At 66.4% G+C, this 25,040-nt stretch carries 18 protein-coding genes; 4 read left to right on the top strand and 14 right to left on the bottom strand.

Going from position 1 to position 25,040, the window contains the following annotated elements; all coding sequences use genetic code 11:
- The first annotated feature begins 479 nt into the window (after positions 1–479).
- Positions 480–1,985: an MATE family efflux transporter gene (locus tag CN97_RS10545; protein ID WP_035710853.1), complete on the top strand. Its 1,506-nt coding sequence runs from the start codon at positions 480–482 to the stop codon at positions 1,983–1,985.
- On the opposite strand, the gene CN97_RS10540 is transcribed toward CN97_RS10545, so the two are convergent.
- The 13 genes from CN97_RS10540 to CN97_RS10480 form a co-directional block, all read right to left on the bottom strand.
- On the bottom strand, positions 1,954–2,523 hold the full coding sequence (locus tag CN97_RS10540; RefSeq protein WP_035710851.1) for a DedA family protein: 570 nt from the start codon (positions 2,521–2,523) through the stop codon (positions 1,954–1,956). The two genes, CN97_RS10545 and CN97_RS10540, sit on opposite strands and share 32 nt — an antisense overlap.
- 12 nt (positions 2,524–2,535) lie before the next feature.
- Entirely contained in the window at positions 2,536–3,906 is a 1,371-nt protein-coding gene (locus CN97_RS10535) for an NAD(P)/FAD-dependent oxidoreductase (RefSeq protein ID WP_035710850.1), read from the bottom strand.
- A gap of 201 nt (positions 3,907–4,107) precedes the next feature.
- Positions 4,108–5,553 (bottom strand): amidase, encoded by a 1,446-nt coding sequence (locus tag CN97_RS10530; protein ID WP_035710848.1) that lies wholly within the window; start codon positions 5,551–5,553, stop codon positions 4,108–4,110.
- 33 nt (positions 5,554–5,586) lie between these two features.
- Positions 5,587–5,778, bottom strand: a complete 192-nt coding sequence (locus CN97_RS10525; RefSeq protein ID WP_035710846.1) for a hypothetical protein — start codon at positions 5,776–5,778, stop codon at positions 5,587–5,589.
- 587 nt (positions 5,779–6,365) lie between these two features.
- On the bottom strand, positions 6,366–7,298 hold the full coding sequence (locus tag CN97_RS10520) for a hypothetical protein (RefSeq protein WP_035710844.1): 933 nt from the start codon (positions 7,296–7,298) through the stop codon (positions 6,366–6,368).
- A gap of 450 nt (positions 7,299–7,748) precedes the next feature.
- Positions 7,749–9,482 (bottom strand): AMP-binding protein, encoded by a 1,734-nt coding sequence (locus CN97_RS10515; protein ID WP_035710842.1) that lies wholly within the window; start codon positions 9,480–9,482, stop codon positions 7,749–7,751.
- A 94-nt stretch (positions 9,483–9,576) separates the two neighbouring features.
- Positions 9,577–10,452 (bottom strand): ABC transporter permease, encoded by an 876-nt coding sequence (locus CN97_RS10510; protein WP_035710840.1) that lies wholly within the window; start codon positions 10,450–10,452, stop codon positions 9,577–9,579.
- Positions 10,449–11,408 (bottom strand): ABC transporter permease, encoded by a 960-nt coding sequence (locus CN97_RS10505; protein ID WP_035710839.1) that lies wholly within the window; start codon positions 11,406–11,408, stop codon positions 10,449–10,451. Before CN97_RS10505 ends, CN97_RS10510 begins: the two co-directional genes overlap by 4 nt.
- 33 nt (positions 11,409–11,441) lie before the next feature.
- Entirely contained in the window at positions 11,442–13,022 is a 1,581-nt protein-coding gene (locus CN97_RS10500; RefSeq protein WP_051911141.1) for an ABC transporter substrate-binding protein, read from the bottom strand.
- Positions 13,023–13,092: 70 nt separating this feature from the next.
- Positions 13,093–14,100: an ABC transporter ATP-binding protein gene (locus CN97_RS10495; RefSeq protein WP_035710838.1), complete on the bottom strand. Its 1,008-nt coding sequence runs from the start codon at positions 14,098–14,100 to the stop codon at positions 13,093–13,095.
- Complete coding sequence (locus CN97_RS10490) at positions 14,097–15,128, bottom strand: ABC transporter ATP-binding protein (RefSeq protein ID WP_088217440.1); 1,032 nt, start codon at positions 15,126–15,128, stop codon at positions 14,097–14,099. The genes CN97_RS10495 and CN97_RS10490 overlap by 4 nt, the downstream gene beginning before the upstream one ends.
- A gap of 293 nt (positions 15,129–15,421) precedes the next feature.
- Positions 15,422–16,123 (bottom strand): GntR family transcriptional regulator, encoded by a 702-nt coding sequence (locus CN97_RS10485; RefSeq protein ID WP_165496724.1) that lies wholly within the window; start codon positions 16,121–16,123, stop codon positions 15,422–15,424.
- A 121-nt stretch (positions 16,124–16,244) separates the two neighbouring features.
- Positions 16,245–19,544, bottom strand: a complete 3,300-nt coding sequence (locus tag CN97_RS10480; RefSeq protein ID WP_084684099.1) for a carboxyl transferase domain-containing protein — start codon at positions 19,542–19,544, stop codon at positions 16,245–16,247.
- Between the two features lie 414 nt (positions 19,545–19,958).
- Between CN97_RS10480 and CN97_RS10475 the strand changes: the two genes are divergently transcribed.
- From CN97_RS10475 to CN97_RS10465, 3 genes are all read left to right on the top strand, one after another.
- Entirely contained in the window at positions 19,959–22,232 is a 2,274-nt protein-coding gene (locus CN97_RS10475) for a CaiB/BaiF CoA-transferase family protein (RefSeq protein WP_035710837.1), read from the top strand.
- Positions 22,225–22,977, top strand: a complete 753-nt coding sequence (locus CN97_RS10470) for a tyrosine-protein phosphatase (protein ID WP_035710836.1) — start codon at positions 22,225–22,227, stop codon at positions 22,975–22,977. The genes CN97_RS10475 and CN97_RS10470 overlap by 8 nt, the downstream gene beginning before the upstream one ends.
- A gap of 66 nt (positions 22,978–23,043) precedes the next feature.
- A complete protein-coding gene (locus CN97_RS10465) occupies positions 23,044–23,925 on the top strand; it encodes a bifunctional helix-turn-helix transcriptional regulator/GNAT family N-acetyltransferase (protein ID WP_035710835.1) in 882 nt (293 codons plus the stop codon).
- Between the two features lie 121 nt (positions 23,926–24,046).
- Here CN97_RS10465 and CN97_RS10460 read toward each other — a convergent pair whose 3' ends face one another.
- The gene (locus CN97_RS10460; protein WP_035710834.1) at positions 24,047–24,940 is read right to left on the bottom strand and encodes a LysR family transcriptional regulator; all 894 of its coding nucleotides are present in this window, start codon (positions 24,938–24,940) and stop codon (positions 24,047–24,049) included.
- Positions 24,941–25,040 lie beyond the last annotated feature (100 nt).

Genomic DNA, 25,040 nt, shown 5'->3' with positions numbered 1-25,040 from the left:
GCATTTAGGCGGAAAGCGCCTCCATCCTCGCGCAAAGGCTGATTTCCGCGTCCGCCGCCATGTCACGGTTCTGACGCGGGGCTGCCACGACCGATCCCCGCCAGCATTTGACGCCTTGAGAGGGAAATCTCTCTTGTTTCGCCACGATGCAGCCGCCCACGTTGGGACGATCGCAGTGGCGCAAGCGGGTGTTGCGCCACGCGGCCTGACCGATGAAGCCCATGGCAGGCAGGGGCGCGACCCTGAGCCGCCTCCCCTCCGGCGGGATGCGCTGATGTCAAGGGTCTGGAGGAACCCGCCGAGCCATAGACCGCCGGAAGACCATCCAACCCTCCCGGCCATGAGCTGGCGTCCTCACGCGATAAAAGCGGTCAACGATATCGGAAGTCAGGCCGCGAAGGTGTCCGGTCGCACCATGCAATCCCCCGCGACCCTGCCATTTTCCATGCTATATCCGTCTCGTCAGCGGGGAGAGTGGCATGGCGGGACGGGACGACAAGGGAGCGGCCAGCCTGCTGGTGACAGGCCCCATAGGGACGACGCTCCTGCTTTTCGCGCTCCCCACGCTGGGCTCCTCGATCCTGCAGTCCGCGAATGGCTCCATTGATGCGGTGTGGGTCGGGCGGCTCCTGGGAGAGGATGCGCTGGCCGCAACGACGAATGGCAATCTCATCATGTTCATGCTGACGGCCTTTGTCTTCGGTTTCGGCATGGCCGCCACGATCCTTGTGGGCCAGTCCATCGGCCGTGGAGAGCTTGACGGGGCGCGACGCGTGGTCGGGACAGCGCTCGGCACCTTCGTGCCGCTGGCGGTGCTGGTTTCCATCGCCGGCTGGTTCTTTGCTCCCCGGCTGCTCGAAGTGCTCGGCACACAGGCCCAGATCACGCTGCTCGCCCGCGACTATCTGCGCGTGACGTTTTTCGCCATGCCGGCGATCCTGATGCAGACCATGCTGATGATGGCGCTTCGGGGCAGCGGCGATGCGATCACGCCGCTCGTCTTCATGGCGCTGTCGGTGGTGCTGGATGTGGTGCTGAACCCGGTGTTCATCCTGGGCCTCGGCCCTGCGCCGGCCATGGGAATCGGCGGGTCGGCCATGGCGACGGCGCTCGCGAACTACATCAGCCTGCTGTCCATGCTGGCCTATATCTATGCACGTGATCTGCCGCTCCGGCTCCGCGGGGCTGAACTGGGGTATCTCCTTCCCGCGCCTGCGGTGCTGAAGATCATGCTCCGCAAGGGGTTGCCCATCGGAATCCAGATGATTGTCGTGTCCAGCTCCATGCTGACGATGATGACGCTGGTGAACAGGCTGGGCGTGGATACGACGGCCGCCTTCGGTGCCACCCAGCAACTCTGGACCTATGTGCAGATGCCCGCCATGGCACTTGGCGCGGCAGTAAGCGCCATGGCGGCGCAGAATATCGGCGCGGGCCGGTGGGACCGTGTCTCGCGCGTGACGCGGGCGGGGGTGTGGTTCAACATCGTGCTGACGGGCGGGCTGGTGGCGGTACTGGCGCTGGTGGATGAACAGGCACTTGGCCTGTTCCTCGGGCCGGACAGCCCGGCCATTCCGATCGGGCAGCATATTGGCGCCCTCGCCACTTGGGGGTTCATCGCCTTTGGCGTCTCCATGGTGCTGTTCGGCACGGTTCGCGCAAACGGGCAGGTCGTCTGGCCGCTCATCATCCTGTTCGTGTCGATGTACCCGGTGCGGATCGGCGTGGCGCTTGGCCTGCAGGAGTGGTTCGGGTCCGATGCGCTGTGGCTGAGCTTTCCGGCGGCGATGCTTTCCACCATGCTGATGGCGGCGGCGCTCTACTTCCACGGGGGCTGGCGGAAGGAGGCTGACATGCATGTTGAGGATGATCTCGCACCCTCCCAGACCGTGGTCATCGCGGAGGCGGCTCCGCCGCGAAACCCTTCTGCACCGGATGCCCCGGCGGTTCCCGTCAGGGCGAGCGGGAGCGCGCCTTCCGTTTGATGAAACGGTGAAGCAGGAAGGCTGCGCCGCCTGCCACGAGCAGCACCAGCACCAGATGCTTCACGACATGGAGCCTGCCGAACGCTGCCTCTATTCCTGAGCCGAACCAGTATCCCAGCGTCACGAACAGGCAACCCCAGACCACCGCGGCAAGGCCGTTGAGTACCAGGAAATGGAGCGCGGGATAGTCGGTTGCGCCGATCGCGATCGGGCTGATCGTCCGCATCCCGTAGATGAAGCGGAAGCCGAACACGAAAGCGGCTGGATGGCGGTCGAATATCGCATTCGCTTGCTGAAACCCGGCGCTGCTGATGAGTTTCTGTACGAAGGGCTTCTCCCGCAGATAGCGCCCCGCCAGAAACAGGGCCTGATCGGCGACAAAGGATCCCAGCGCGGCCGCAGCAACGGCTGGCCAGAAGGCCAGCAGGCCGCGGTGTACCGCAGCCCCGCCGATCATGGTCACCGCCTCGCCCTCCAGCGCTGATCCGGCAAAGAGCGCGGGAAGACCGTAATCGGCTATCAGGCTCTCCATCGTCATCCGGCGCCCCCGTCAATGTCCCGTGAGCCGGTCCGCCAACGCGGCAAGGCGGGATGTCCGGGTGATCCCTGCCCTCGCTTCCCTCCGGTCGGCCCGGCGATAGAGCCGATACATTCCCATGACGCCCAGCCAGCGGAGCGGCTCCGGCTCCCACAGGCGCGTGTCATGGTCAACCCAAGGCAGCCCCGTCCGTTCCGTGCGCCTGTCAAGCAACAGCTCCGCCAGTGTCCGCCCCGCGAGATTGGTCGTGGAAACGCCAAGCCCCACGTAGCCGCCTGCCCGCCCTATGCCGCTCTGCGGATCGAAGGCGACGGCGGCGCACCAGTCGCGGGGGACGCCCAGCACACCGCACCACGCATGGTCGAGCCGCAGGCCCTTCGTCTGCGGCAGCAGACGGTGCAGGATGGCGCGCAGATCGGCGATGGTCGCGGCCTGCGTCTTTCCGCGATGGTCCAGCGCCGAGCCGAAGCGGTAGGGCACCCCTCGCCCGCCCATGGCGATGCGGTTCCCTGCCGTCCGCTGCGCATAGCAATAGGCATGCGCATTGTCGGCCAGGAGCTCGTGCTGCCGCCAGCCGATCTCCTCCCACAAAGCGTTGGAGAGCGGTTCGGTCACCACCAGCGCGCTGTTGAGCGGCAAAAGATCGCGCCGCCGCCCCGGCAGGCGCGCGGTGAAACCCTCCGTCGCAATGACGATCCGGCCAGCGGTGATCCGGCCGCGATCCGTGGTCACACATCCCGGCGCGATGGCGGTCACGGCAGTCTGTTCGTGGATGACGACGCCCCTCCGCTCCACCGCCGCCGCGAGGCCGCGCACGAGCTTTGCCGGCTGCACGCGGGCGACCCCGCGGGTCACGAGCGCGCCTTCCGCTCCGGCGATGCGGATACGTGCCCGGGCGGCTCCGGCATCGATAAGGGCGAAGCGCTCTCTTGGGACTTGCCATGCCCGCGCCTCCGCCAGTGCGCTGTGGAGACGGGAAAGCTGGGCCGGGTTGCAGGCGAAGGTCAGCAGTTCCGTCCTGCGGATGTCCGCGGCGATCCCCTCCGCCTCCGCGACGCGGATCACTTCCTCCACTGTCGCGCGAAGCTGGCTCTCCATCGCGATGACCCCTGCGCGGTCCCGGTAGCGTTCGCGGGACCAGCCGAACTCCCCCGAGCACCAGCCGCCGTTCCGTCCGGAGGCGCCGAACCCCGCGAAATCCTTCTCCACCACGGCGATGGAGAGTGCTGGCTCCGCCACTTTCAGATAATAGGCTGTCCAGAGACCGGTGAAGCCTGCGCCGATGATGCAGACATCCACCTGCCTGTCGCCGTCAAGTGGCGGGCGGGGCGCAGGCAGGCCCCCCATATCCGCGAACCAGAAGGAAACGTCACCGTTCCGCATGGCGATTGTTCCTGCCGCAAGCCGACGCCGATCTCCGATGAATGCCGCGCCGCGCGGGTGGCCTCACGTCGCGACTTGGGAAGGGCCGCTTCTGTATGCTCCCAAATGGCGTTTCCAGACCGCATCCCGCTGGAGTGCCCCGAGCCCCTGCCGGGATAGCGCCTGTCGGGATGAAGCCGCCACCGCCGACCGGCCCCGGTATCATGTGGCGGGAACCCCGGCGGATTCGGGCGCAGCGGTGATGCCGGGCGGCCGGGCCTGCGGCCAGCCGGTCGCCAGATGCCACGCATGGCCCGCGCTCAAAACCGCGCCATCCGCTCCCGCCCGTCCGATGAGCTGCATCCCCATCGGCAGCCCCCCGTCGCTGAAACCGACCGGCACGGACAGGGCGGGGAGGCTCGCCAGGCTCGCCGGGATGACCACTTCCATCCAGCGGTGATAAGTATCCATCGCGCGCCCGGCCACCGTCTCCGGCCAGCGCCACTCTGCCGGAAAGGGCCAGACCTGCGCGGATGGCAGCACCAGCAGGTCGAACCGTTCGAACAGCCGCGCCGCATGGGCATACCAGCGGCTACGGATCAGACTGGCCTCATAGGCCGCCACCGCAGAGAGACCAGCGCCCCTCTCCACCTCCCAGATGGTTTCCGGCTTGGTCAGGCGGCGTTTTTCCGGATCGTTGGCAAGTGCGGCCTTGCTTCCGGCCGAGAGCATGGCCCGAAGAGTGATCCACGAATCCCACAGTTTCTCTGCCGGGAACGGCGGGGGAAGCGGCTCCACATGGGCGCCCATCGCCTCCATCTGCCGCAATGCCGCCTCGCACAGCGGCAGGATACCCGGCTCCATCGCATAGGCGCCGCCCCAGTCGCCCAGCCAGCCGATGCGAAGCCCAGAGATACCCCCTTCCAGCATGGCTGCCCAATCGGCATTCGCGCGCGGGAAGGGCTTCTCCGGATTCTCGCCCGCGATCACTGTCAGCAGGCGGGCCAGATCCTCCACATCGCGCGCCATCGGCCCGTTGGTGGCGAGCGTGGAAAGGAAGCCGTCCCCCTCCGCCTCATCGGTCACCAATCCCCATGTCGGGCGGAATCCATAGACGTTGCAGAAGGCGGCAGGGTTGCGCAGCGATCCCATCATGTCCGATCCGTCCGCCGCCCAGACCATGCGCGCCGCCAGCGCCGCCGCCGCACCGCCAGAGGAACCCCCCGCGCTCCGCGTCAGGTCATAGGGGTTCAGCGTCGTGCCATGGACCGGGTTGAACGTATGGCTGCCCTGCCCCCATTCGGGCACATTGGTCTTGCCGGTGAGGATCGCGCCCGCCGCCCGGATCCGCTGGGCAAGCAACCCGTCTTTCAGCGGCACATGCTTGGCATGGAGCGGTGAGCCCCAGGTAGTGCGGATCCCCGCCGTAAGCGCCAAATCCTTGATGGCAAAAGGAATACCATGAAGCCAGCCCTGCGGCGGCGTATCATCCAGCGCCCGCGCTTCGGCCATCAGAACATCCGGCTCCCGGGGGGAGACAATGGCGTTCACAGCGCCGTTCACGCTCTCCAGACGCTCCAGATAGGCGGCCATCACCTCGGAGGGTGCGACGGATCGCGCATGGATCAGCGCCGACAGGCGGGTGGCGGATAGTTCGGTAAGTTCCATGTCGATGCGATGCCTTCGCTGTTCACGCGCGTATCAGGGGTCGTAACCGGTGTCAGATGAGCCTGAATCCGGCGCGCCGTCCAGCCCGCGCGCCGCGAAAATTCCCGCAGTGTTCCGCAGGCTGTCGAACCGCAGGGGCGTGGAGGGTTCCTCCAGATCGGGACGGGCGGCGACGGGACAAGGGATGCGGTATGTCAGGGCCGGAAAGGACCATACCGTCTCCATGCACGAGGCGATCTGACCTACCCGCTCGCATACCCCTTCGCGCGCAGGTCGACCCGAAGCCAACGGGATGCGCCTTCTCGCGCGCTGGCGAACCGGGGCTTTGGTCCATCAGCTATCGGGCCAGTCCCTCGGCCAATAAATGCCACGAGCGTGCGCAGCCAGACCCTGTCGAGCGCGAAGACCGTCACGCTCGTAACGGCGGAGGATCTCATCGTGCTTCGGGCCGAATATCACGATAGGCATCCCCCGCGCCGGGAGAGCATGGGCAAATAGCTGTTCGGGCTGCGGCCGGATACCTGCATCCCCACAAACATTGAGCGCACTCTCCCCGATCATCGCGCACTGGGGCATACGCCCCCGCCCGCGCGCAAAACCGGTTCGGCCCGTCCTGCGCCGCGCGCTGGCGCAGGAGCGCCTGTGCAGCCTCTGTCTCCGCTTCGGCTCTGTGTATATTAGAGCGCGTCTCCCGACTTGGTTCAAACGTCCCGCCTATCCCAGTCTGCCTCGCCCCAGAACGTACGGACGAGGAGGTCGGTGGCGACCTCCCAAGTGGCGGGAGGGTGATGGCAGCTCCCGCGGACGCTAAGTCAGGCCGTTACAACCTTATCCGCATCGCCTTTGTAGGAATCCTTCAGACTTGCGAGGTTCAGCAGCATCGTCGCGATCGGGGCCGTCATACCAGGGCGGTAGATGGAGGAGCGGACCCACATGCTTTCCGTTCTGCGGCTGCCGGAAAGGGCGACGACCTCCCGCCCGATCTCCAGAGGCTCGCCGACGAATATCGGGCCCTCCAGCAGCCGGATCTCCTGATCCGCGAACAGGCCGATGGCGGGGCCGCGCACCGGGAAGGGATCCTGCTTGTTGGTGTAGCAGAACAACACGCTCAACATCTCGAAGGGGATCACCGCCTCCCGCCAGCGCCCGACAGCACCCCGGTAGGCAGGCGACGGTTCGGTGATACGGGACAGCTTTTCGGCAAGACTGAACGGGTAGAGATGGCCCATGTTCTGATCGAAGGCCATGGAAACCGGGCGGCGAGGCGTCTGCATTCCCACCCGCACATCGGCGAGGATCCGCGCCCCCTCCAGCGGAGGCAGTGTCTCCATTCGCTCCTCCAGGGCGGAGGCCGGGTGGTTGGGGCCGACGGAGAGGCTGCCACGCAGAATCTCGGTGCCGTCCTCCCGCTCCATGCGGATCTCGGCCTTGTTCGGGGCGATCCGCCGCGCCATCGCGCGGAGCCTGTCGCCTTCGAACGCGGGGTTGCGGAAATGGGCAGAGATACAGCCGGTTTCCAGCCAGCTCTCCCCGAACAGGTGCACGGCGAGCGGGTCGAACTGGCTGAAATGGGTCGGCCCCTCGATCGTGCCGCCCTTGAAGCCCAGTATCTGCGCCGCACTGTCATCGTGAATGGAGGCGTGGCCGTCATAGCTCTGTGCGGAGAGCATCTGGACAGGCGCGCGGAGCGGCCCTGTCAGCCAGCCATCGGCTTCGGTCAGCGGGGTGGGAAAGAGGTTGGTCATCTCATCTCCTTGCAAGGGTGCCCGGCGGCTGGTCTGGACTTGTCCGCCGGCAGGAATGGGGTGCGAGGGCGCGACGCGGCCCCCGCGAATTGGCGCAGGACGGAGAGATCCGTCCGTTTTCCGTCTGGTCGATATATCGGCAAGCCGCCGCTTCCATTGCCCGAGACAAGGACCGCACCCGGGGCCGCACCCGGCTTCGGGCCGCCGCGTCCCGCGCAACGGCGCGAGGCGGCGGCGCAGTGGGGCGGCCTCCGCAGGCCGAGGCTCCGGTCAGGCGTTGTCCACGACAGGTCATGGCAGAGCGCGCTCACCTCTCGCCGCAGACTGGCACGCCCTGTCCAGACCAGCACACGCCTTTGTCGGGTCGCGGCTGCTTGACAGGTCATCCCAAGGGCAGCCCTAGCCGCCACCACCCGCCCGGAGAGAGCACCGGCATCGCCGGAACCGCCATCAGGTTCCCGCGGGTTCGGGCATGGGCAGGAACTGGGGCAGATCGGTCTTGCGGACCTTGCCCGTCGGCGTGAGCGGCAGAGCGGCGATGACCACGATCTCCGGAACCTTGTAGGCCGCGATCCGTTCGCCAAGCCAGACAGTCAGATCCGCGGCGGAGACGCGGCCCCGGTGCTCTTCCTTCAGCTCGACGAAGGCTACGGGCACCTGACCCTTCTCCGCGTCGTCGCGCCCGATGACGCCGCTGCCCACGACGGCGGGATGCTTGCCCAGAAGACCCTCGATCTCCACAGGGAAGATGCTCATGCCCTTGACCTTCAGCATCTCCTTGCGGCGGCCGAGGTAGTGCAGGAACCCTGCGCTGTCGATCACGCCGATATCGCCGCTGTGCAGCCAGCCGTCCCGCAACGCGGCAGCGCTTTCCTCCGGCTTGTTCCAGTAGCCCTTGAGCAGCGAGGGCGCCCGGACGACGATCTCCCCCTCCGCATCCAGCGGCAGGATCGCGCCGGTGTCGAAATCGCAGATCTTGAACTCCGTCCCCGGTATCGGCAGGCCGACGAATACCGGCTGCGCCTTGAGGTCGTAGTCGTCCTCCTGCATACCCGTGGTGAAGGTGTTGGAGGTATGGGTCTCCGTCATCCCCCAGCTCGATTCCGCCAGCGTCGTGCCGGTCAGCTCACGCCAGCGTTGGCGGTAATCCACGTTCAGCTTCTTGACGAAGGAGGTGACACGCAGCCGTTTCAGGCAGGACAGGTCGAACTCCCCAAAGCGCGGATGATCCATGAGTTCCACCGCGCCATCGACCATCATCGCCATGCTGGTCACCCGGTAGCGGTCCACCGCCTGCATCACGCCCAACGGATCCCAGCGTGACAACAACACCAGAGGTCGCCCCGTGACCACCGGGAACACCAGTGCGGCGTTTTCGCCCGCGATCCAGAATTCGGGGAAATAACTCAGGAAGGTCAGTTCCCGGTCGCCCGCCATGGCAACAGACCAGTTGGCAGCCCCGGTATAGAGCATGTCGCGTTGCGTGTGGACACAGCCCTTGGGCATCCCCGTCGTGCCGCCCGTGTAGTTGAGCGCGGCGACGCCATCCAGATCCGCGCCCGTAACCTGCTCCTTCGGAGCGCTGCGGACGGCCGGCAGGAACGGCTCCGCTCCTGCCATCGAAGCGGAGGGCTGACGGACGAAGCCCGGAACGTTGAAGGCGGGCACCTCCGGCACCAGTTCCGAAAGGCTGGTGGCGAACACCTTGCGCAGCCGCGTTTCTTCCCGCACCTCATCGACGATGGGCAGCAGCGTATCCTGCGCGACGATCACTTCCGCGCCGGAGTCGTTCAGGTGGTAGGCAAGCTCATAGCCCTTGGAAAGCGGGCTGATCGGCACATGCACGGCGCCTAGCTTCAGAATGCCGAAGAAGGCGATGTGGAACTGGGGGCAGTTGGGCAGGAATACCGCCACCCTGTCGCCCTTGCCGATGCCAAGACCCTGCAGAAGATTGGCAAATCCTTCGCTCAGCCGGTCCAGTTCGCCCCAGGTGATCTCCGTCCCGTAGTAGATGAGCGCGGTCTCTGCCGCCTGGGTAGCGCCCCAGTGCCGCAGATAGTCGGAAAGCGGGCGTTCCCCCAGCGGATAGGTGATTTCGGCGGGTATGTCCTTCGGCCACGATTGCGCGCGGCGCGCGGCGAGATCGGCCAGATATGCGGTTTCGTCGATCGTTGTGCTTGGCATGTCATTTCCCTTGTTCGGGCGCACGGCGGCTGCTCCCGCGTCACGGGGGGCGTGCGTCAACTCATGCGGGAGGCCCTGGGGCCACCCGCGCGTCTCACTGCTCGCGCGATGTCGGGTCCAGCGCTTCGCGCAGCGATTCACCGAGAGCGTTGAATGCGAGCGCGGTCACGAGGATCGCAATGCCGGGCGCATACATCTGGGCAGGTGCGATCTCCATGTAGAGATAGGCCCGCGCCAGCATGGAGCCCCAGCTTGAATCCGGCGGTTGCATGCCGAGGCCGAGGAAGCTCAGGCTCGCTTCCGCCAGAAGCGCCACGGCCATCAGCATGGTCATCTGCACGATCACCGGCTGGATCGCGTTGGGCAGGATATGGTGAAGCAGGATCCGCGGTGTGGAGGCCCCGAAGCACCGCGCGGCGTCAACATACAGCTCCTGCCGGAGCACCAGCGTCCGTGCGCGTACGAGCCGCGCGAGCTGTGGCGCAAAGACGATGCCCACGGAGATCATCGCATTGGTCAGCCCGATTCCGAGCGCACCCGTCACGGCAATGGCAAGCACGATGGAGGGAAAGGACAGGAAGGTGTCGATTACCCGGCTGATGATTGTATCCGTCCAGCCGCCTGCATAGCCCGCGATCAGCCCGATCGGAACCCCCAGGACGGCGGCCACCCCAACGGCCAGGAACGACGCATAGATGGAGGCGGAGGCGCCATAGACCAACCTGCTGAAGATGTCGCGGCCAAGGTCGTCGGTGCCGAGCAGATGCGCCATGCTCGCCGGCTCCAGAATGGCCATGTAGTCCTGCGCTGTCGGATCGTAAGGCGCGATCCAGCGGGCGAGCAGCGCTGCACCCACGATGATGGTAAGCGCGATTGCCGACAACAGCGTCCGGGTGTCGTGGCGCAGCCAGTTCCAAACCGGCTTCCACCGGGTTTCCTGCCGCATGGGAGTGGTGGAGATATCGGTCATTTCTGGCTGATCCTCGGATCGAGAACGCTGTAGAGCATGTCGGTGACGAGGTTCACGAGGATCACCGTCACCACCATCACGAGCACGATGCCCTGCACCACGGGGAAATCCCGCTGCAGCGCCGCGTTGACGATGGAATTACCCATGCCGGGGATGGCAAACACCACCTCAACCACCACCGTGGCCGCAAGCGTGCGGTTGATGAGCAGGCTGATCACGGTCAGCAGGTTGACGCTGACGTTGCGCAGCCCGTGTTTCCACAGGATCACCGCCGGCGACAGCCCCTTGGCATGGAGCGTGCGGACATATTGCGAGGACAGGATTTCAGTCAGCGAGCTGCGAAGCTGACGGGATACTTCGGCGATCCCGCTGGAGGCGAGGGCCAGCGCGGGCAGCGTCGAATACCAGATCGCTTGCCAGATGTTGTCGAGCGGCGAGACGAAGCCCGTCGCCGGGAACCACATCCGGTTCAGCGCGAAGGTCGCGACGAAGATCATCGCAATCCAGAAGTTCGGCAGCGCGATCCCGATGGAGGACAGCGTCATCACGAAGCCGTCCAGCCGCGAGCGCGGGCGGCTTGCCGCGAGAATGCCAAGAGGCACCCCGACGACGATGGAGACCACCACGGCATAAAGAACGATGAACAGCGTATTCGGGAACACGCGTTTGACCGTTTCCAGCACCGCCTCGCCCGAGAGGAGGGAGTTCGACAAATCCCCCGTCACCGCATGGCCGAGCCAGGACAGGTATTGGACGAAGAAGGGCCGGTCGAGCCCATAGAGCGCGCGGATTTCCTCGATCCGCTCCTGGGTCGCGTTCTCACCGGCGAGCGTGATGGCCACGTCGCCGGGCAGCAGCTTCATCAGCGTGAACACCATGAAGGTGGCGAGGATGAGCACCGGTATGGATTGCAGGAGCCGGTTGACGATGATCCTGCGATGGACCTTGGTCAGCATGGGCGACCTCCGCTGTTGGGCCGCATGTCGGGATCAACCGACACGCGTGACCGCGTTGAACTTCGGCTTGCCGAGCAGGTTGGCGGTGAAGTTTTCCACGCCCTCCGCGAAAGCGTCGACCTCATACCGGACGGTGAGCGGGATGGAGATGGAGGACTCCGCCCCGAGCTTCTGCGCTGTGGCGAGCGCGGCTTTCCGTTCCGCCTGGTCAGGGGTAGCCCGGCTGGCGGCAATGGCGGCGTCGAAGCCGTCGGGCGCCGCGACCTTGCCGGTATTGAAGTAGGAATTCTGCGAGAATACGAGATCATAGGACATGCTCGGATCCGGACGCCCGGTCCAGGCGGACAGAAGCACGTCGCCGATCTTCTCCGGCCCGAAGAAACGTCCGGAGGATTCCGCGATGGGCGCGTTGGTGAACCGCCCCTTCACGCCGATGCGGGCGAGCTGGCTCATGATGACTTCCTGCCGCTGCACGGAGGCCTGATCGGGATAGCCGCGGAAATCGAGTTCCAGCCCCGAGACGCCGGCCTCCTTCATCAACGCCGCCGCCTTGTCCGGATCATGAGCGTTGAGGGTCTGAGGCTCCGGCGAATAGGCCCAGTGCATCTTCGGCAGAAGGCCATAGGCCGCTTCTCCCACACCCGCCTGCGTCGCCAGCAGAAAGGCATCGCGGTCGATGGCAAGGCTCAGCGCCCGCCGCACGCGCGGATCCTGCAACGCTCCGCGACCGGCGTTGAGGTAGAGGTTGTAGACATATAGCGTCGGCGTTTCCATCAGCGTCAGGTTGGGTGTGCGCTTGATGATGGGGATCTGGCGTTCCGAAAGCTGATAGGCGATCTGTGCCTGCCCGGACTGCACCGCGCGAAGCCGCGTGGTGGGTTCGGGCACGACCAGAAGTTCGATATTCCCCACGCCGGGCGCGCCCTGCCGCCAGTAGCCGGAATAGGCTTCGCCGGCCACCCGCTCTCCATCCGTCCAGCCGGTGAATTTCCACGGTCCCGCACCGACGGGCGCGCGATCGACGCGGCCACCCTCGGCTTCGCTCAGCGCCTTGGGGGAAATCATCATGCCCGCACGGTCCGAGAGGATAAGCGGCAGCGCGCTGTCAGGCTCCTTGAGGTGCAGCGTAACCTGCAGCGGGCCGGTCACCTCCACGCTCTCTACGGTTTCCAGATCCGCGCGGATGTTGGAAACCTGCGCCTCCCTGCTGCGGTCGAGGTTGAGCTTCACTGCCTCTGCATCGAGCGGCGTACCATCGTGAAAGGTCACTCCCTCCTGCAGATCCAGCACCAGGGTCTTCGGGTCGGAGAAGGAGAAGGCCCGGGCGAGGCCGGGGACAGGCTCCAGCGTATCGGGGGTCCAGTCGATCAGAGTGTCGTAGAAGTTGAACAGGAACACGTGGTCGGACCCGGAGCCGCCCGTCGCGGGATCGAGGCTCGACGGGTTGGCATTCGCCGCCACGGTCAAGGTACCGGAAGCAGCCGCCCGCAAGCCCCGCGGCAGACCGATGGCACCTATTGCCGCGGTGGCGCCCATGCCGATCAGGATCTGACGGCGACGCATGTCTGGAAGCAGCCGGGCAATGTTGCGGCGTTCCTCAGTGGTGAAGCTCATAGGACACCCTCCCCGGTCTCCTGCAGCCGCGCTCAGGCGGCACCGTTTGACGTTCTCTGATCGACCGCTTTCAGGCGGCGACCGTGAAATCGAGTTCGCCCGCGAAATGGCAGGCGACGAACTGTCCGGGCCGCATCTCTCGCCATTCGGGCACCTGCTCCGCGCAGCGCGCCGCCGCAAAGGGGCAGCGTGTACGGAAGCGGCAACCGCTGGGCGGTGAGATAGGGCTCGGGATTTCCCCCTTCAGCTGCATGCGACGCGAGGTGCGCATGGCAGCGGGCAGTGGCTCCGGCTCTGCCGAAAGCAGTGCGGCGGTATAGGGATGGAGGGGGCGGTGGATGACATCATCCGTGTTCCCCAATTCCATGAATCGGCCCAGATAGGTAACCGCGATCCTGTCGCTGACATGGGCGACGACGGAGATGTCATGCGCGATGAAAGCGAAGGACAGGCCAAGGTCACGCTGCAAGGTATTGAACAGGTTCAATATCTCGCCCCGGATCGACACGTCCAGTGCGGCCACTACCTCGTCGCAGACAACGAACTTCGGCTCCAGCGGCAGGATGCGGGCAATGTTTACCCGCTGCTTCTGTCCGCCCGAGAGCTGATGGGGATAGCGTTCCGCCAGATCGGCGCGTAGCCCTGCGCGGTCCAGCGATTCCATCGCCTTGCGTCGCATGTCCTCCCGGCTCATCCCGCCCTTGATGACCATCGGCTCCAGGAGGCTTTCCAGGATGGTCTTGCGGGGGTTGAGCGACGCGTTCGGATCCTGAAAGATGATCTGGTAGTGCCGCCGCCGTTCCCGATACGCCTTGCGCGAGAGGCGGCGAAGGTCTTCCCCCTCATAAAGAATGTCGCCCTCAGTCGGCTCAAGCAATCCGGCGAGCGCCCGACCGATGGTGGTCTTGCCAGAGCCGGACTCGCCGATGATTCCGAAGGTCTCACCGTCGAGAACGGAGAAATCGACACCGTCCACGGCCTTCACCGTCTCCGCCCCGCCGTTGACGGGAAATCGGATGTGGAGGTTGCGGACGGCGATGACCGTCTCCCGCGCCTCTGTCATGGTGGTGTCCCTCATGCGACAGCTCCTTCCAGATCGAGATCGCGCTGCCGCCAGCAGCGGGCCAGCCGGTCCGGGCCGGACGGCTCCAGCATCTGCGGCCGCTCGCATCCGGCACGGGCAAAGTCGCAGCGTGCGCGGAAACGACAGCCCTCCGGCATCTGCGCGGGGGCGGGGACGCGACCCGGGATGAATGCCAGCTCCCCCCGCTTCTGGTTCAGCCGCGGAAGCGAGCGCAGCAGCCCCGATGTATAGGGATGGCGCGGCTTCAGGAGCACATCGTCCACCGGCGCATCCTCTACGATCTGGCCGGCATACATCGTCAGCATCCGGGTGCAGGTCTCTGCCACCACGCCAAGGTCATGCGTGATGAACAGCAAGGCCGTGCCCGCCTCTTCGCTCAGCCGGCGGAGCAGGTCCATGATCTGCGCCTGGATGGTCACGTCCAGTGCGGTCGTCGGCTCGTCGGCGATGAGCAGTTGCGGACGGCAGATCAGCGCCATGGCGATCATTGCCCGCTGGCGCATGCCCCCCGAAAGCTGGTGCGGATATTCGTCGTAACGCCGCTCTGGCGCGGGGATCCCAACGTCGCGGAGCGCGTCGATCGCCGCGGTGCGTGCATCCGCCCGGCTTACGTCGCGATGGAGGCGGAGCGCCTCGCTGATCTGGTCGCCGATGGTGAAAACCGGATCGAGCGCGCTCATGGGTTCCTGAAAGATCATCGCCATGCGATTGCCGCGCACCTGCCGCAGCCGGCGGGGCTGCATGGTGAGGATGTCCTCCCCCTCGAACATGATGCGTCCGCCCAATCGGGAGGTACGGGGCAGCAGGCGCAGAAGCGACAAGCCCGTCACGGACTTTCCGCAGCCGCTTTCCCCCACCAGCCCGACGCGTTCGCCGCGTTGTATGGAGAAGGAGACGTCCTTCGTGATCTGCACGGCGCCAAAGGCGATGCTCGCCCCCTCGACACTCAGCAGCGGCGTATCTGCAGTCTTGCCGGAGACCGGACGCGCCGCAGCGTCGGGCTGCGCATAGGCAATGGTCATGTTCCCTCTCCCTTCCATCTGCGGGCACGGGTCAAGGCCGTTTGGCCGAAGGCGGGCCTGCGCCGAATGCTTGGCGGAGGCGGCAAATGTCGCAGCGGTCTTGGCATGGCAGTCCTCCCCCAACGGCGCGCGCCCTCCCCGGCGCATACCGTGTGAGGAGACAGAAACATCCACACCGTCAACTGTCAACAACATACCTGCTGGTAACCTGTCATTTGTCAGGATTCTGCCGACAATAAAAAAGGAGGTGATTTCTCACCTCCGTTTCGCGGCTCTTTCTGTCCAGCTAGCGGTTAGCCAACCTCAAACCTCCGGGTCGCCGCAAGGCGGGCAAGCGCCCCGTCACGGCTTTCCTCCAGCAGGATACGCAGCCGGGATTCCGCCGTCAGCGTCTCACCTGTCAGGATTGCGTCCCAGACAGTGCGCATCTGCGTAGCGCGCCGCTCCCGGGCCGCCGGGGTCGCGTAATCAAGCGGCTTGCGCCAGATCGTCGTCCAAAGGGTCTGCTCATTCATCTCGCGCATGAGCTGGACGACAAGGTCGTTGCCGCTCGCCTGAGAAATTGCGTGAACAGCACGGGTCATACCCAGCCCGAAGGTCAGATGCGTGCTCTCCTCATTCGCCGCGATCTGAGCCAAGGTCTCAATGCGCACACGGATTTTTTCCAGCGCCGCCTCTTCCCGATCCCGCTCGCCGAGTGTGCGGACGGCGAGACAGGCCAGGGCCATGCGTACGTTGAACAGATCGGAGATGGAGGCGAGGGAGATCGGCAGTACATGCGCGCCGCGCCGCGGCGTGATGTCGATGAGGCGCCGCTTCTGAAGGATGCGGAAGGCCTCCCGCACCGGGCCGCGGCTGACACCGAACTGCTCCGCCACCTGCTGCTCCACCATGCGTTGCCCGGCCGCGAAACTCCCGTCCACGATCATCACGCCGCAGGTGTCGGCGATCTGCTCGGGAATGGTCTTCGGACTTCTCAAAAGCGTCAAGGTCATGGTGGATCGTCTCCGCAGGCCGAAAGGCGGATGCATCGCACCCGCCTTGCAGAAGCATCAACAGATCGTGCAGCAAGTCAATTGCCAATTGTCAACAATTGGCAATGCTGCGGGCGCGAACCTACCAGGTATCGACGAAGGGCCGCTTGCGCCCCGACAGCGGCGGACGCAGCTTGACCGAACGCAACCCCGCAAGGATCCATGCGCGTGTCTCTACCGGGTCGATCACGGCGTCGATCTCCAGGCTGGAGGCAACGGAAATCGCCTTCCCTTGCTCCCGATATTCCTCAAGCAGCCGGTCATAGAGACGCTGTTTCTCCTCCGGATCGGTCACTTCATCAAGCTCACGCCGGAAGCCAAGCCGCACGGCACCCTCCAGCCCCATCGGACCGAACTCTCCCGTCGGCCAGGCGACGGTGAAGAAGTTGTCGTAGGTGCCGCCGCCGGCCATACTCATCGCACCGAGCCCATAGAACTTGCGCAGCACCACGGTGAAAAGCGGCACCGTGATCGAACGGCCCGTCACATACATCCGGCAGACATGGCGCACGAGAGCGGTCTTTTCCGCCTCCGGCCCCACCATGAAGCCCGGCGAATCGCAGAGCGAGACCAGGGGGATGTCGAACGCGTCGCAAAGCGGCATGAAGCGAGAGGCCTTGTCCGATGCATCCGCGTCGATTGCGCCGCCCAAGTGCTTGGGATTGTTGGCGATCACGCCGAAAGGCTTGCCCTCGATGCGGATGAAGGCGGTGACGATCCCCACGCCGAATTCGCGGCGGAGTTCCAGCAGGGAACCCACATCGGCGATGGTCTCGAGCGCGTCCCGAACCTCGTATACCCGGAGGCGGTTCTCCGGCACCACGTGACGCAGGCGGCGTTGGTCGGGGGCCTCCCACTCCGCGATATCCCCCTGGAAATAGGAGAGATACTGGCGCACGACGCGGCAGGCTTCCGCCTCGTCCTTCACGCGGATATCGACGACGCCATTCGCGGTCTGCACGTCGATCGGGCCGATCGCCTCGGGCGGATAGACACCAAGCCCGCCGCCCTCGATCATCGCCGGACCCGCCATGCCGATATTGCTCGTCTCATCCGCAATGATCACGTCGCAGCAGCCCAGCAGCGCCGCGTTCCCCGCAAAGCACCGCCCCGAGACCACACCGACCAGGGGCACCTGCCCGCTTAGTCCGGCGAAGCGGGAGAAGGTGCCGTTGGAAATCCCGGCATAGGTCGCGCGCTCCGTATCGCCGGGCCGTCCGCCGCCGCCTTCTGCGAACAGCACGACGGGCAGGTTCCACTGCTCGGCCACATGCAGGATACGGTCGAGCTTGCGGTGATGCCGCTGTCCCTGCGTTCCGGCAAGCACGGTGTAGTCGCCGACGGCGAAAGCGCACCGCGCGCGCTCCGCTCCGAAGGCATCCCCATTGACCGTGCCGAGGCCGGTCAGCATCCCGTCCCCTGTGGTGTTGCGGATCAGATCGTCGAGCGAGCGGCGTTGCCGCTGCGCGGCAATGGCAAGCTCCCCGTATTCCACGAAGGTGTCGGGATCGCAGATCTGGGCGATGTTCTCCCGCGCGGTCTGCTTGCCCTGACGGTGCCGTTTTGCCACGGCATCGGGGCGGTTCTCGTCGCGGCCGAAGGCGCGGCGCTGCTCCATCTCGGCCAGGTCGTCGCGGATATGGTCGAGGTCGAGCGCCGCATCCTTCGCCTGCTCCTCCGCCCCGCCATCCGCAGGTTCAAGGGCAAGGAGCATCTCCCCGAACATGACCGTCTGGCCCGCCCCCGCGCCCACCGCCACGACACGTGCCGCACAGGGGGAGGACACGACATGCTCCATCTTCATCGCTTCGAGGATGGCGAGCTGCTGACCGGCCCGGACCTCGTCGCCTTCCTTCACATCCATGGATACCACGGTGGATTGCATGGGCGCGCGCACCGGCTCTGCCCCTTCGAGCACCAGTTCCGGCTTCTGCGCCATGGCGGCCGCCGCATCCGCGGCCTCTGCCACCGGCACATAGGCTTCTGCCGCTTGCGCCAGTTCGGCGGCATGGGCCTCGATGAAGCGTGTCGTCACCGCATTGGCCTGAACCTCCGGCCGCGCGATCAGCGCGCGGAGCCAGGGGATGTTCGTCTCCACACCGTCGATGCGGAATTCGGCGAGCGCCCGATCCGCCTTGCGGAGGGCGACGGAAAGATCCGCCGCCGTGGTATGGACGATCACCTTGGCCAGCAGGCTGTCATAGCTCGCCGATGTCCTGTAGCCGGCCCGCGCGAAGCCATCCACGCGCACGCCCGGCCCGCTCGGGGGCTCGTAGCGGGCGATGACGCCCCCCGTGGGCAGCGCGCCGCCCGTGGCATCCATATGCTCCATGTTGACGCGCGCCTGCACCGCATAGCCGCGGGGGCGGAGCGCATCCTGCGAAATACCCAGGGACTCCAGCGTCCGCCCGCCCGCGATGCCCAGTTGCAGCGCGACGAGATCCTGGCCGAAGACCTCCTCCGTCACGGTGTGTTCGACCTGGATACGCGGGTTGGCCTCGATGAAGAACAGGCGCTCCCCCGGACCCTCGCCCATCAGGAACTCGAACGTGCCGAGGGAGCGGTAATCGACGCTCCGGGCCAGTTTCAGCGCCCGCTCCGCCAGCGTCTCCCGCTCATCGGCGGAAAGCGACGGGCTGGGCGCCATTTCCAGCACCTTCTGATGGCGGCGTTGCAGGGTGCATTCCCGTTCGCCGAGCTGAACGCAGGCGCCCGTGCCGTCGCCGAGGATCTGCACCTCTATATGGCGCGCGGCGGGCAGGAACTGCTCCACATAGACGCCCGGGTCACCAAAGGCCGCCTCCGCCTCCGACCGGCAGCGTTGCCACGCTTCCGCCACATCCTCCGAGCGCTGAACGATGCGCATGCCGCGCCCGCCGCCCCCCGCGATGGCCTTGATGAGCATCGCCGTCCCTGCGGGGAGCGCTGCGAAGAAGTCCTGTGCCTCCTCAAGCGACGTGGCCCCCAGCGTCCCCTCGAGCACGGGCACGCCGACTTCGCGTGCCCGCGCCTTCGCCGCGATCTTGTCGCCGAGCAGCGCGAGCGCCTCCGGCGTGGGGCCTACGAAACGGATGCCTGCCGCGTTCACCCGGCGGGCGAATTCCGCGTTCTCGGCCAGAAAGCCGTAGCCCGGATGGATCGCATCCGCGCCCACCTGCTCCGCCGCCGCAATCACCGCGTCCATGTCGAGATAGGCGCGCACGCCGCTGCCGGGAAGCGCCACGCTCTCATCCGCACCGCGCACATGCAGGCTCTCCCGGTCATCGGGCGCATAGACGGCCACGGTCGCGATGCCCAGCTCGGCGGCGGTCCGGAAGATGCGCAGCGCGATCTCCCCCCGATTGGCGACGAGCAGTTTGCGGACGGGGGTCACGGGCATCATGCGAGCACCTGAAGATATATGGTCATGGTCGGCTTCCTCGAAATGGCTGGTGGTCCCGGTTCGCCAGGGCGCCGGGGTGCGGGAGCAGGTCGCTTGCGGTCGGGGGCCATGGCCTCATCCGACCGGGACGTTAAGCCCGATGATCCTCATGCAACCCCCCTGTCTTCCCCCTGTCAGCCATTCGCGCGGGGGCCATGCAGCCGCGTCCGGGAATTACTGACACTTGTCAGGATAGATCCTGCCCCCCAGCGGGTCAAGCTGTAAACAGGCCGCCGGCAACAAATGGCTTGCGAGGCTGACATCTGTCAGCTTACCGTGGCGCCGGGCACCATGGCGCGATCCATGAACGGAGCCGCAGGTCGGAGGAGGGCCGAGCGGTTCCGGCCCGTGACGGTCTGACAGGGGAGGAACCGGATGGACAGGTCTGCAGGAATCGGGCCGCTCGCAGGGATCACCGTGGTGGAGACGGGTCCGGGCGTGGCGGGCGCATGGTGCGGACGGCTGCTCGCCGGCCTGGGGGCGGAGGTGACGGTGCTGCCCCCACCCGACGGCGATCCCCTTGCCACGCGGGAGGAGGTCCCGGGCGACGCCGCCACCCGCGGCCTCGTCCACGACTGGCTGATGGCGGGCAAGCGCATTGGCAAAGGCACGGACGGCAGCGCGGAAACCCAAGCGGTCACGCCATCTGCTCAACCGGACCTTCTCATCATCGGAGAGGATCATCGTGGCACGCCTTCCGTGACGCCCACACGGGGCACGGTGCGGCTGTCATGGCTCGGTGCTTCCGGCCCCTATGCGGAATGGCAGGGTGCGGATCTGGTGGTGCAGGCGCTCTCCGGTGTTCTCCATCCCACCGGGCCGAAGGACGGTGCTCCCCGGCCGCTGGGCGACTTGCAATCCGCCATGCTGGGCGGCGTTGCCGGGGCTGCTGCGGCGCTGACGGCGCTGCTGGCAAAGGGGCCTCCCCTGACCCTCGATGTCAGCATTCTGGAAACCGCGCTGCTGCTCGGGGAGTTGCAGGTCGCCGATGTGGATTATTACGGGCGGGCGGTGCCGCGCGCCGGGATCAACCGCTTCTCGCCCACCTGCCCGCTCAGCATCCACCGCTGCCGGGAGGGATGGCTCGGCGTCACGCTCATCACGCCGCAGCAGTGGGAGGCATTCTGCCGGATGATCGGACGGGTCGATCTGGCCGAGAACCCCGATTTCGCCACGACCACGCTCCGCGAGCAGCGCGCGGATGCGGTGGAGGCAGCGATCGACGCGGCGCTTCCCGCGCGAACGGCGCAGGAATGGGCGGAGGAAGCGCGACGGCTCCGCATCCCCGCCGTCGTGGTGCCGGATGCGGCAGGCATCCTGGCCAACCCGGTGTTCGCTGAACGGGGAGCGGTGGCTCCGGTGCGTCTGGGGGAGCGGGTGCTCGACGCCCCGGCCTCCCCGCTGCATGTGGCCGCACCGCCGGGAGACGGGCATGCCCCGCCGCCCCGCTCCACCGCCGATGCGCCGCTCGCGGGCCTGCGGATCGCGGATTTCTCGATGGGCTGGGCCGGGCCGCTGGCGACACGCATCCTCGCCGATCTGGGAGCCGAGGTCATCAAGATCGAAGCGGGCCGCTACCCCGACTGGTGGCGGGCGACGCAGTGGACGCCGGAGGCCATCGCCGACCGCCAGTTCGAGAAAAGCCACCGTTTCGCCGCGATGAACCGCGGCAAGCGGAGCGTCAGCTTCGACCTCACCACGCCGGAAGGCGCGGAACTCGCCCGGCGGCTGGTCGCGGAGAGCGATGCGGTGGTGGAGAACCATGCCGCAGGCGTCATCGCACGGCTTGGTGTCGGCTGGGACGTGCTCTCCGAGGGGCGCGACGATCTGGTCATGCTGTCGATGTCCGCCTTCGGCACCGGCAATCCGCTCTCAGATACGCGGGCCTATGGCTCAACGCTGGAACAGGCATCGGGCCTGCCCAGCTTCCGGGGCGAACCGGGGGAGCCGCCGGTACTGGGGCATGTCGCTTACGGCGATCCGGTCGGCGGGCTTTACGGGGCGGTGGCCCTGCTCGCCGCGCTCCATCATCGGCAGCGGACGGGACGCGGCCAGTGGCTGAACCTGAGCCAGGTGGAGTTCTTGCTGCCGTTTGCCGCAGCACCCGTGCTGACGCGCTCCGCCACCGGCCGGGAACCGCCGCGGCCCGGCACCGGCCATGTGGCTCTGGCGCTCCATGGGCTTTACCCCGCTTCTGGCGGACGCTGGATCGCCATCGCCGCCAATGAGGGACAGCGACGCGCGCTCTCCCGGCTGACCGGTCTCGCGGAAGCGACGCTGGCAACCACCCTCTCCGAATGGACAGCGCCGCAGGAGGCCGAACACCTCGCCGCCGCGCTTCAGGCCGCTGGCATTCCCGCCGCCCCCGTCCGAACCCCGGAGGAAGCGATGGCGGACCCCCATCTCGCGCTCTCCGGCAGCTATCACGACACGGAGCGTCCGCATCTCGGGCCGCAGCGTCAGGTTGCTCTGCCCTTCCTGATCGACGGACGGCGGATGCCCTTCCGTGGCACCGCGCCGCTGCTGGGCGGCGATACCGAAGCCGTGATGCGGGATATCCTCGGCGAGGGCCGTGCCCTCTACCATTCGGCGCTGGACCGGGGCATCGTGAGCCTGGAACCCACGACACTGCGAGGCGCACATGGCTGACACCCCCTCCCTCACCAACCGTCTGGTCCCGTTGCAGGGAGCGGAGAACGTGCGTGACCTCGGCGGCTATGCTCTCGCCGGAGGCGGGACGACGCGGTGGCGGCGGATGCTGCGCGGCGACGGTCTGCACGGGCTGACGCCCGAGGATCTTCTGAACCTGCACGATCTGGGCGTGCGTAGTGTCATCGACCTGCGCGGCCCGGCGGAGCTGGCGCGCCAGCCCAGCCCCTATGCCGCGCGGGCCGGTATCTCCTATGCCAATGTCCCGCTGTTCGAAAAGCTCTCGCCCATCGACATGGCTGTTTCGGCGGGGAGCTATACTCTTCTGGGCCGCTATCTGGAGGCGATAGACCAGTGCGGCACCCGCATCGCGGAAGTCCTTACCCGCATCGCCATGGCGGAGCCGGGTGTGGTCCTGTTCCACTGTACGGTCGGCAAGGACCGCACCGGACTGATCGCCGGTCTGCTCCTGTCGCTTGCCGGGGTGGCGCCGGAAACCGTGGTGGAGGATTACGCCCTGACCGAGCGCATTGCCGGCCCGCTGCTGGCAGGGTTCCGGGCCGGTGCGCTGGGGCGGGGGCTGCCCCCCGCACAGGTCGACGAACTCCTCTCCTCGCCCCCTGCGGCGATGGTGGGGGTTCTCGATCACATTGATGAACGGCACGGTGGTATTACTGCCTATCTCACCGCCAACGGCGTGGACGCCCCCCTGCAGGAGCGGCTGCGGGAGCGGCTCACGCTTTGATCCTCCCTTGCGTCCCGTGAATGTCTGATCTAAGTCAGGTAAAATTATCAGACCAAGGTCAGAGAAATGCCCTCAGCCGTCGCTCGTATCCGCCGCTTCCATCGGGCAGTGACCCGTGAGACCGGCGCATTGGACACGTCCTTTCTGGGCCGCGGACGGCCTCTCGGTCCTGCGCGGGTGCTGAACGCCATCGGTCAGGGGATGGAGGAGATCGGGGAGATCCGGAGCTATCTCAACCTCGACTCCGGCCTGATGAGCCGCCTGCTCCGCCAGCTGGAGGCAGAGGGCCTGTTGGAGACGCTGCCGGACCCCGTTGACACCCGCCGCCGCCTTGCCCGCCTGACAGAGGCAGGGTGGCGCGAACATGCGGCCTATGAGGCGCTGTCGGACAGGCAGGCGGCGGATATCCTCTCTCGCCACCCCCAGCCGCAGGCATTGCTGGCGGCAATGGATCTCGTGGCCTCTGCGCTGGGGCGCGACAGTGTCACCTTTGCCGAGGTCTCTCCCCGGGATCCGCGAGCGGTGTATTGTTTGCAGGCCTATTATACGGAGCTTGGCCAGCGGCTTGCACAGGGCTTTGACGTCACGCTCTCCGCCGACCCGGAAGCGCGGGACATGGAGCCGCCGCGCGGCACGTTCCTCATCGCCCTCTCAGACGGTCTGCCGGTGGCCTGCGGCGGCGTGAAGGGTACTGACAAGGGTTTTGCGGAGGTAAAGCGCGTCTGGACAGATCCGTCAGCACGGGGCCTCGGCTATGGGCGGAGAATGATGGCAGCGCTTGAGGCGCGCGCCAGCGCGCTTGGGCTCCGCACCCTCCGGCTCGACAGCAACAGCGCTTTGTCCGAGGCGATCACCCTCTACCGGTCCAGCGGCTGGAAGGAGATAGATCGCTTCAACGAAGACCCCTATCCGGATCATTTCTTTGAGAAAATCCTGCACGACGCCTGAACGCTCCCGCTCTGATTGCGGAAGAACCGCACGGCCCCTCCGCCCCTTCGCGCGGCCGTACCTCAGACAGCCTCCCCGCGGACACTCTCAGAGGCCCGGCGACATGCTCGCTTGGCTCCCGTCACTCAGCCAGATAGCCGCGCAGCGTCTCGACGAACTGCAGCGTCGGGCGTTCCTGCACCCGCGCGCGCCGCGTCACCAGCATCAGGACATTGGGCCGCATCGCCGGGTCCAGCAGCGGCACATGGATCAGCCGCCCCTCCGCCACATCCATCGCCACGTCGAAGGCGCTCAGAAATGCGATAGCCTCGCCAGCCGCCGCGATCTCCCGCATGAAATCTATCGAGTTGGACTGAAACTGCGGGCGGAAGCTGAGGTTCGCACGCAGGAGCGCGTCGCGGATCGTGCGATGCATGACCATTGTCTCATCCGCCAGGACGAGCGGATAGCCGGCACAATCCCCCGGGCGGAGCTTTTCGGCACGGGCCAGTGGATGATCCGGCGCCACCACCGCACCCAGAGGCGCGTCATAGCGGTCGAGGACCGCAAGCTGCGGATCATCCGGCAGGTTGTAACCCAGCCCCAAATCGGCCTCCCCCTCGATCACCGCGCGAATGATGCCCGAGATGAAGGTCACGCCGCATTCGATCCGCACCCGCGCAAAGCGGGCAGCGAAATCGCGCACCGCGGCGGCGACAAGCCCGCTCGCCAGCCCGTTCATGGTGACGAGCCGCACCTCCCCGCCCCGCATCTCGCGCATGTCCTCCAGCCGTGATTCGAGCGCGCGGTAATCCCGGAGCGTCTGACGAACATGGCTGAGCAGTGCCTCCCCCGCGGCGGTGAGCTTCATCCCTCGCGGCAGGCGCTGAAAAAGCTGCACATCCAGCATCTCCTCCAGCTGGAGGATCTGGCGGTTGACGGCGGTCGGTGAAACATTCAGCCGTTCCGCGGCCTTGCGGATGGATCCTGCCCGCGCGACCTCATCCAGATAGTTCAACAAACGCCCGTGCAGCATGGATGCCCCCTGTCCGCGAGGCTAGGCAGCACCGTTCGGAGCGTCAACCAAATGTTTACAGGCATGGCAGATCTTGCTGCTTTTCCTCAGCGCTTTCGGG

Origin of the sequence: Haematobacter massiliensis (assembly GCF_000740795.1) — a bacterium.
Taxonomy (GTDB): domain Bacteria; phylum Pseudomonadota; class Alphaproteobacteria; order Rhodobacterales; family Rhodobacteraceae; genus Haematobacter; species Haematobacter massiliensis.
This window is presented reverse-complemented; position numbering and strand designations above follow the sequence as displayed.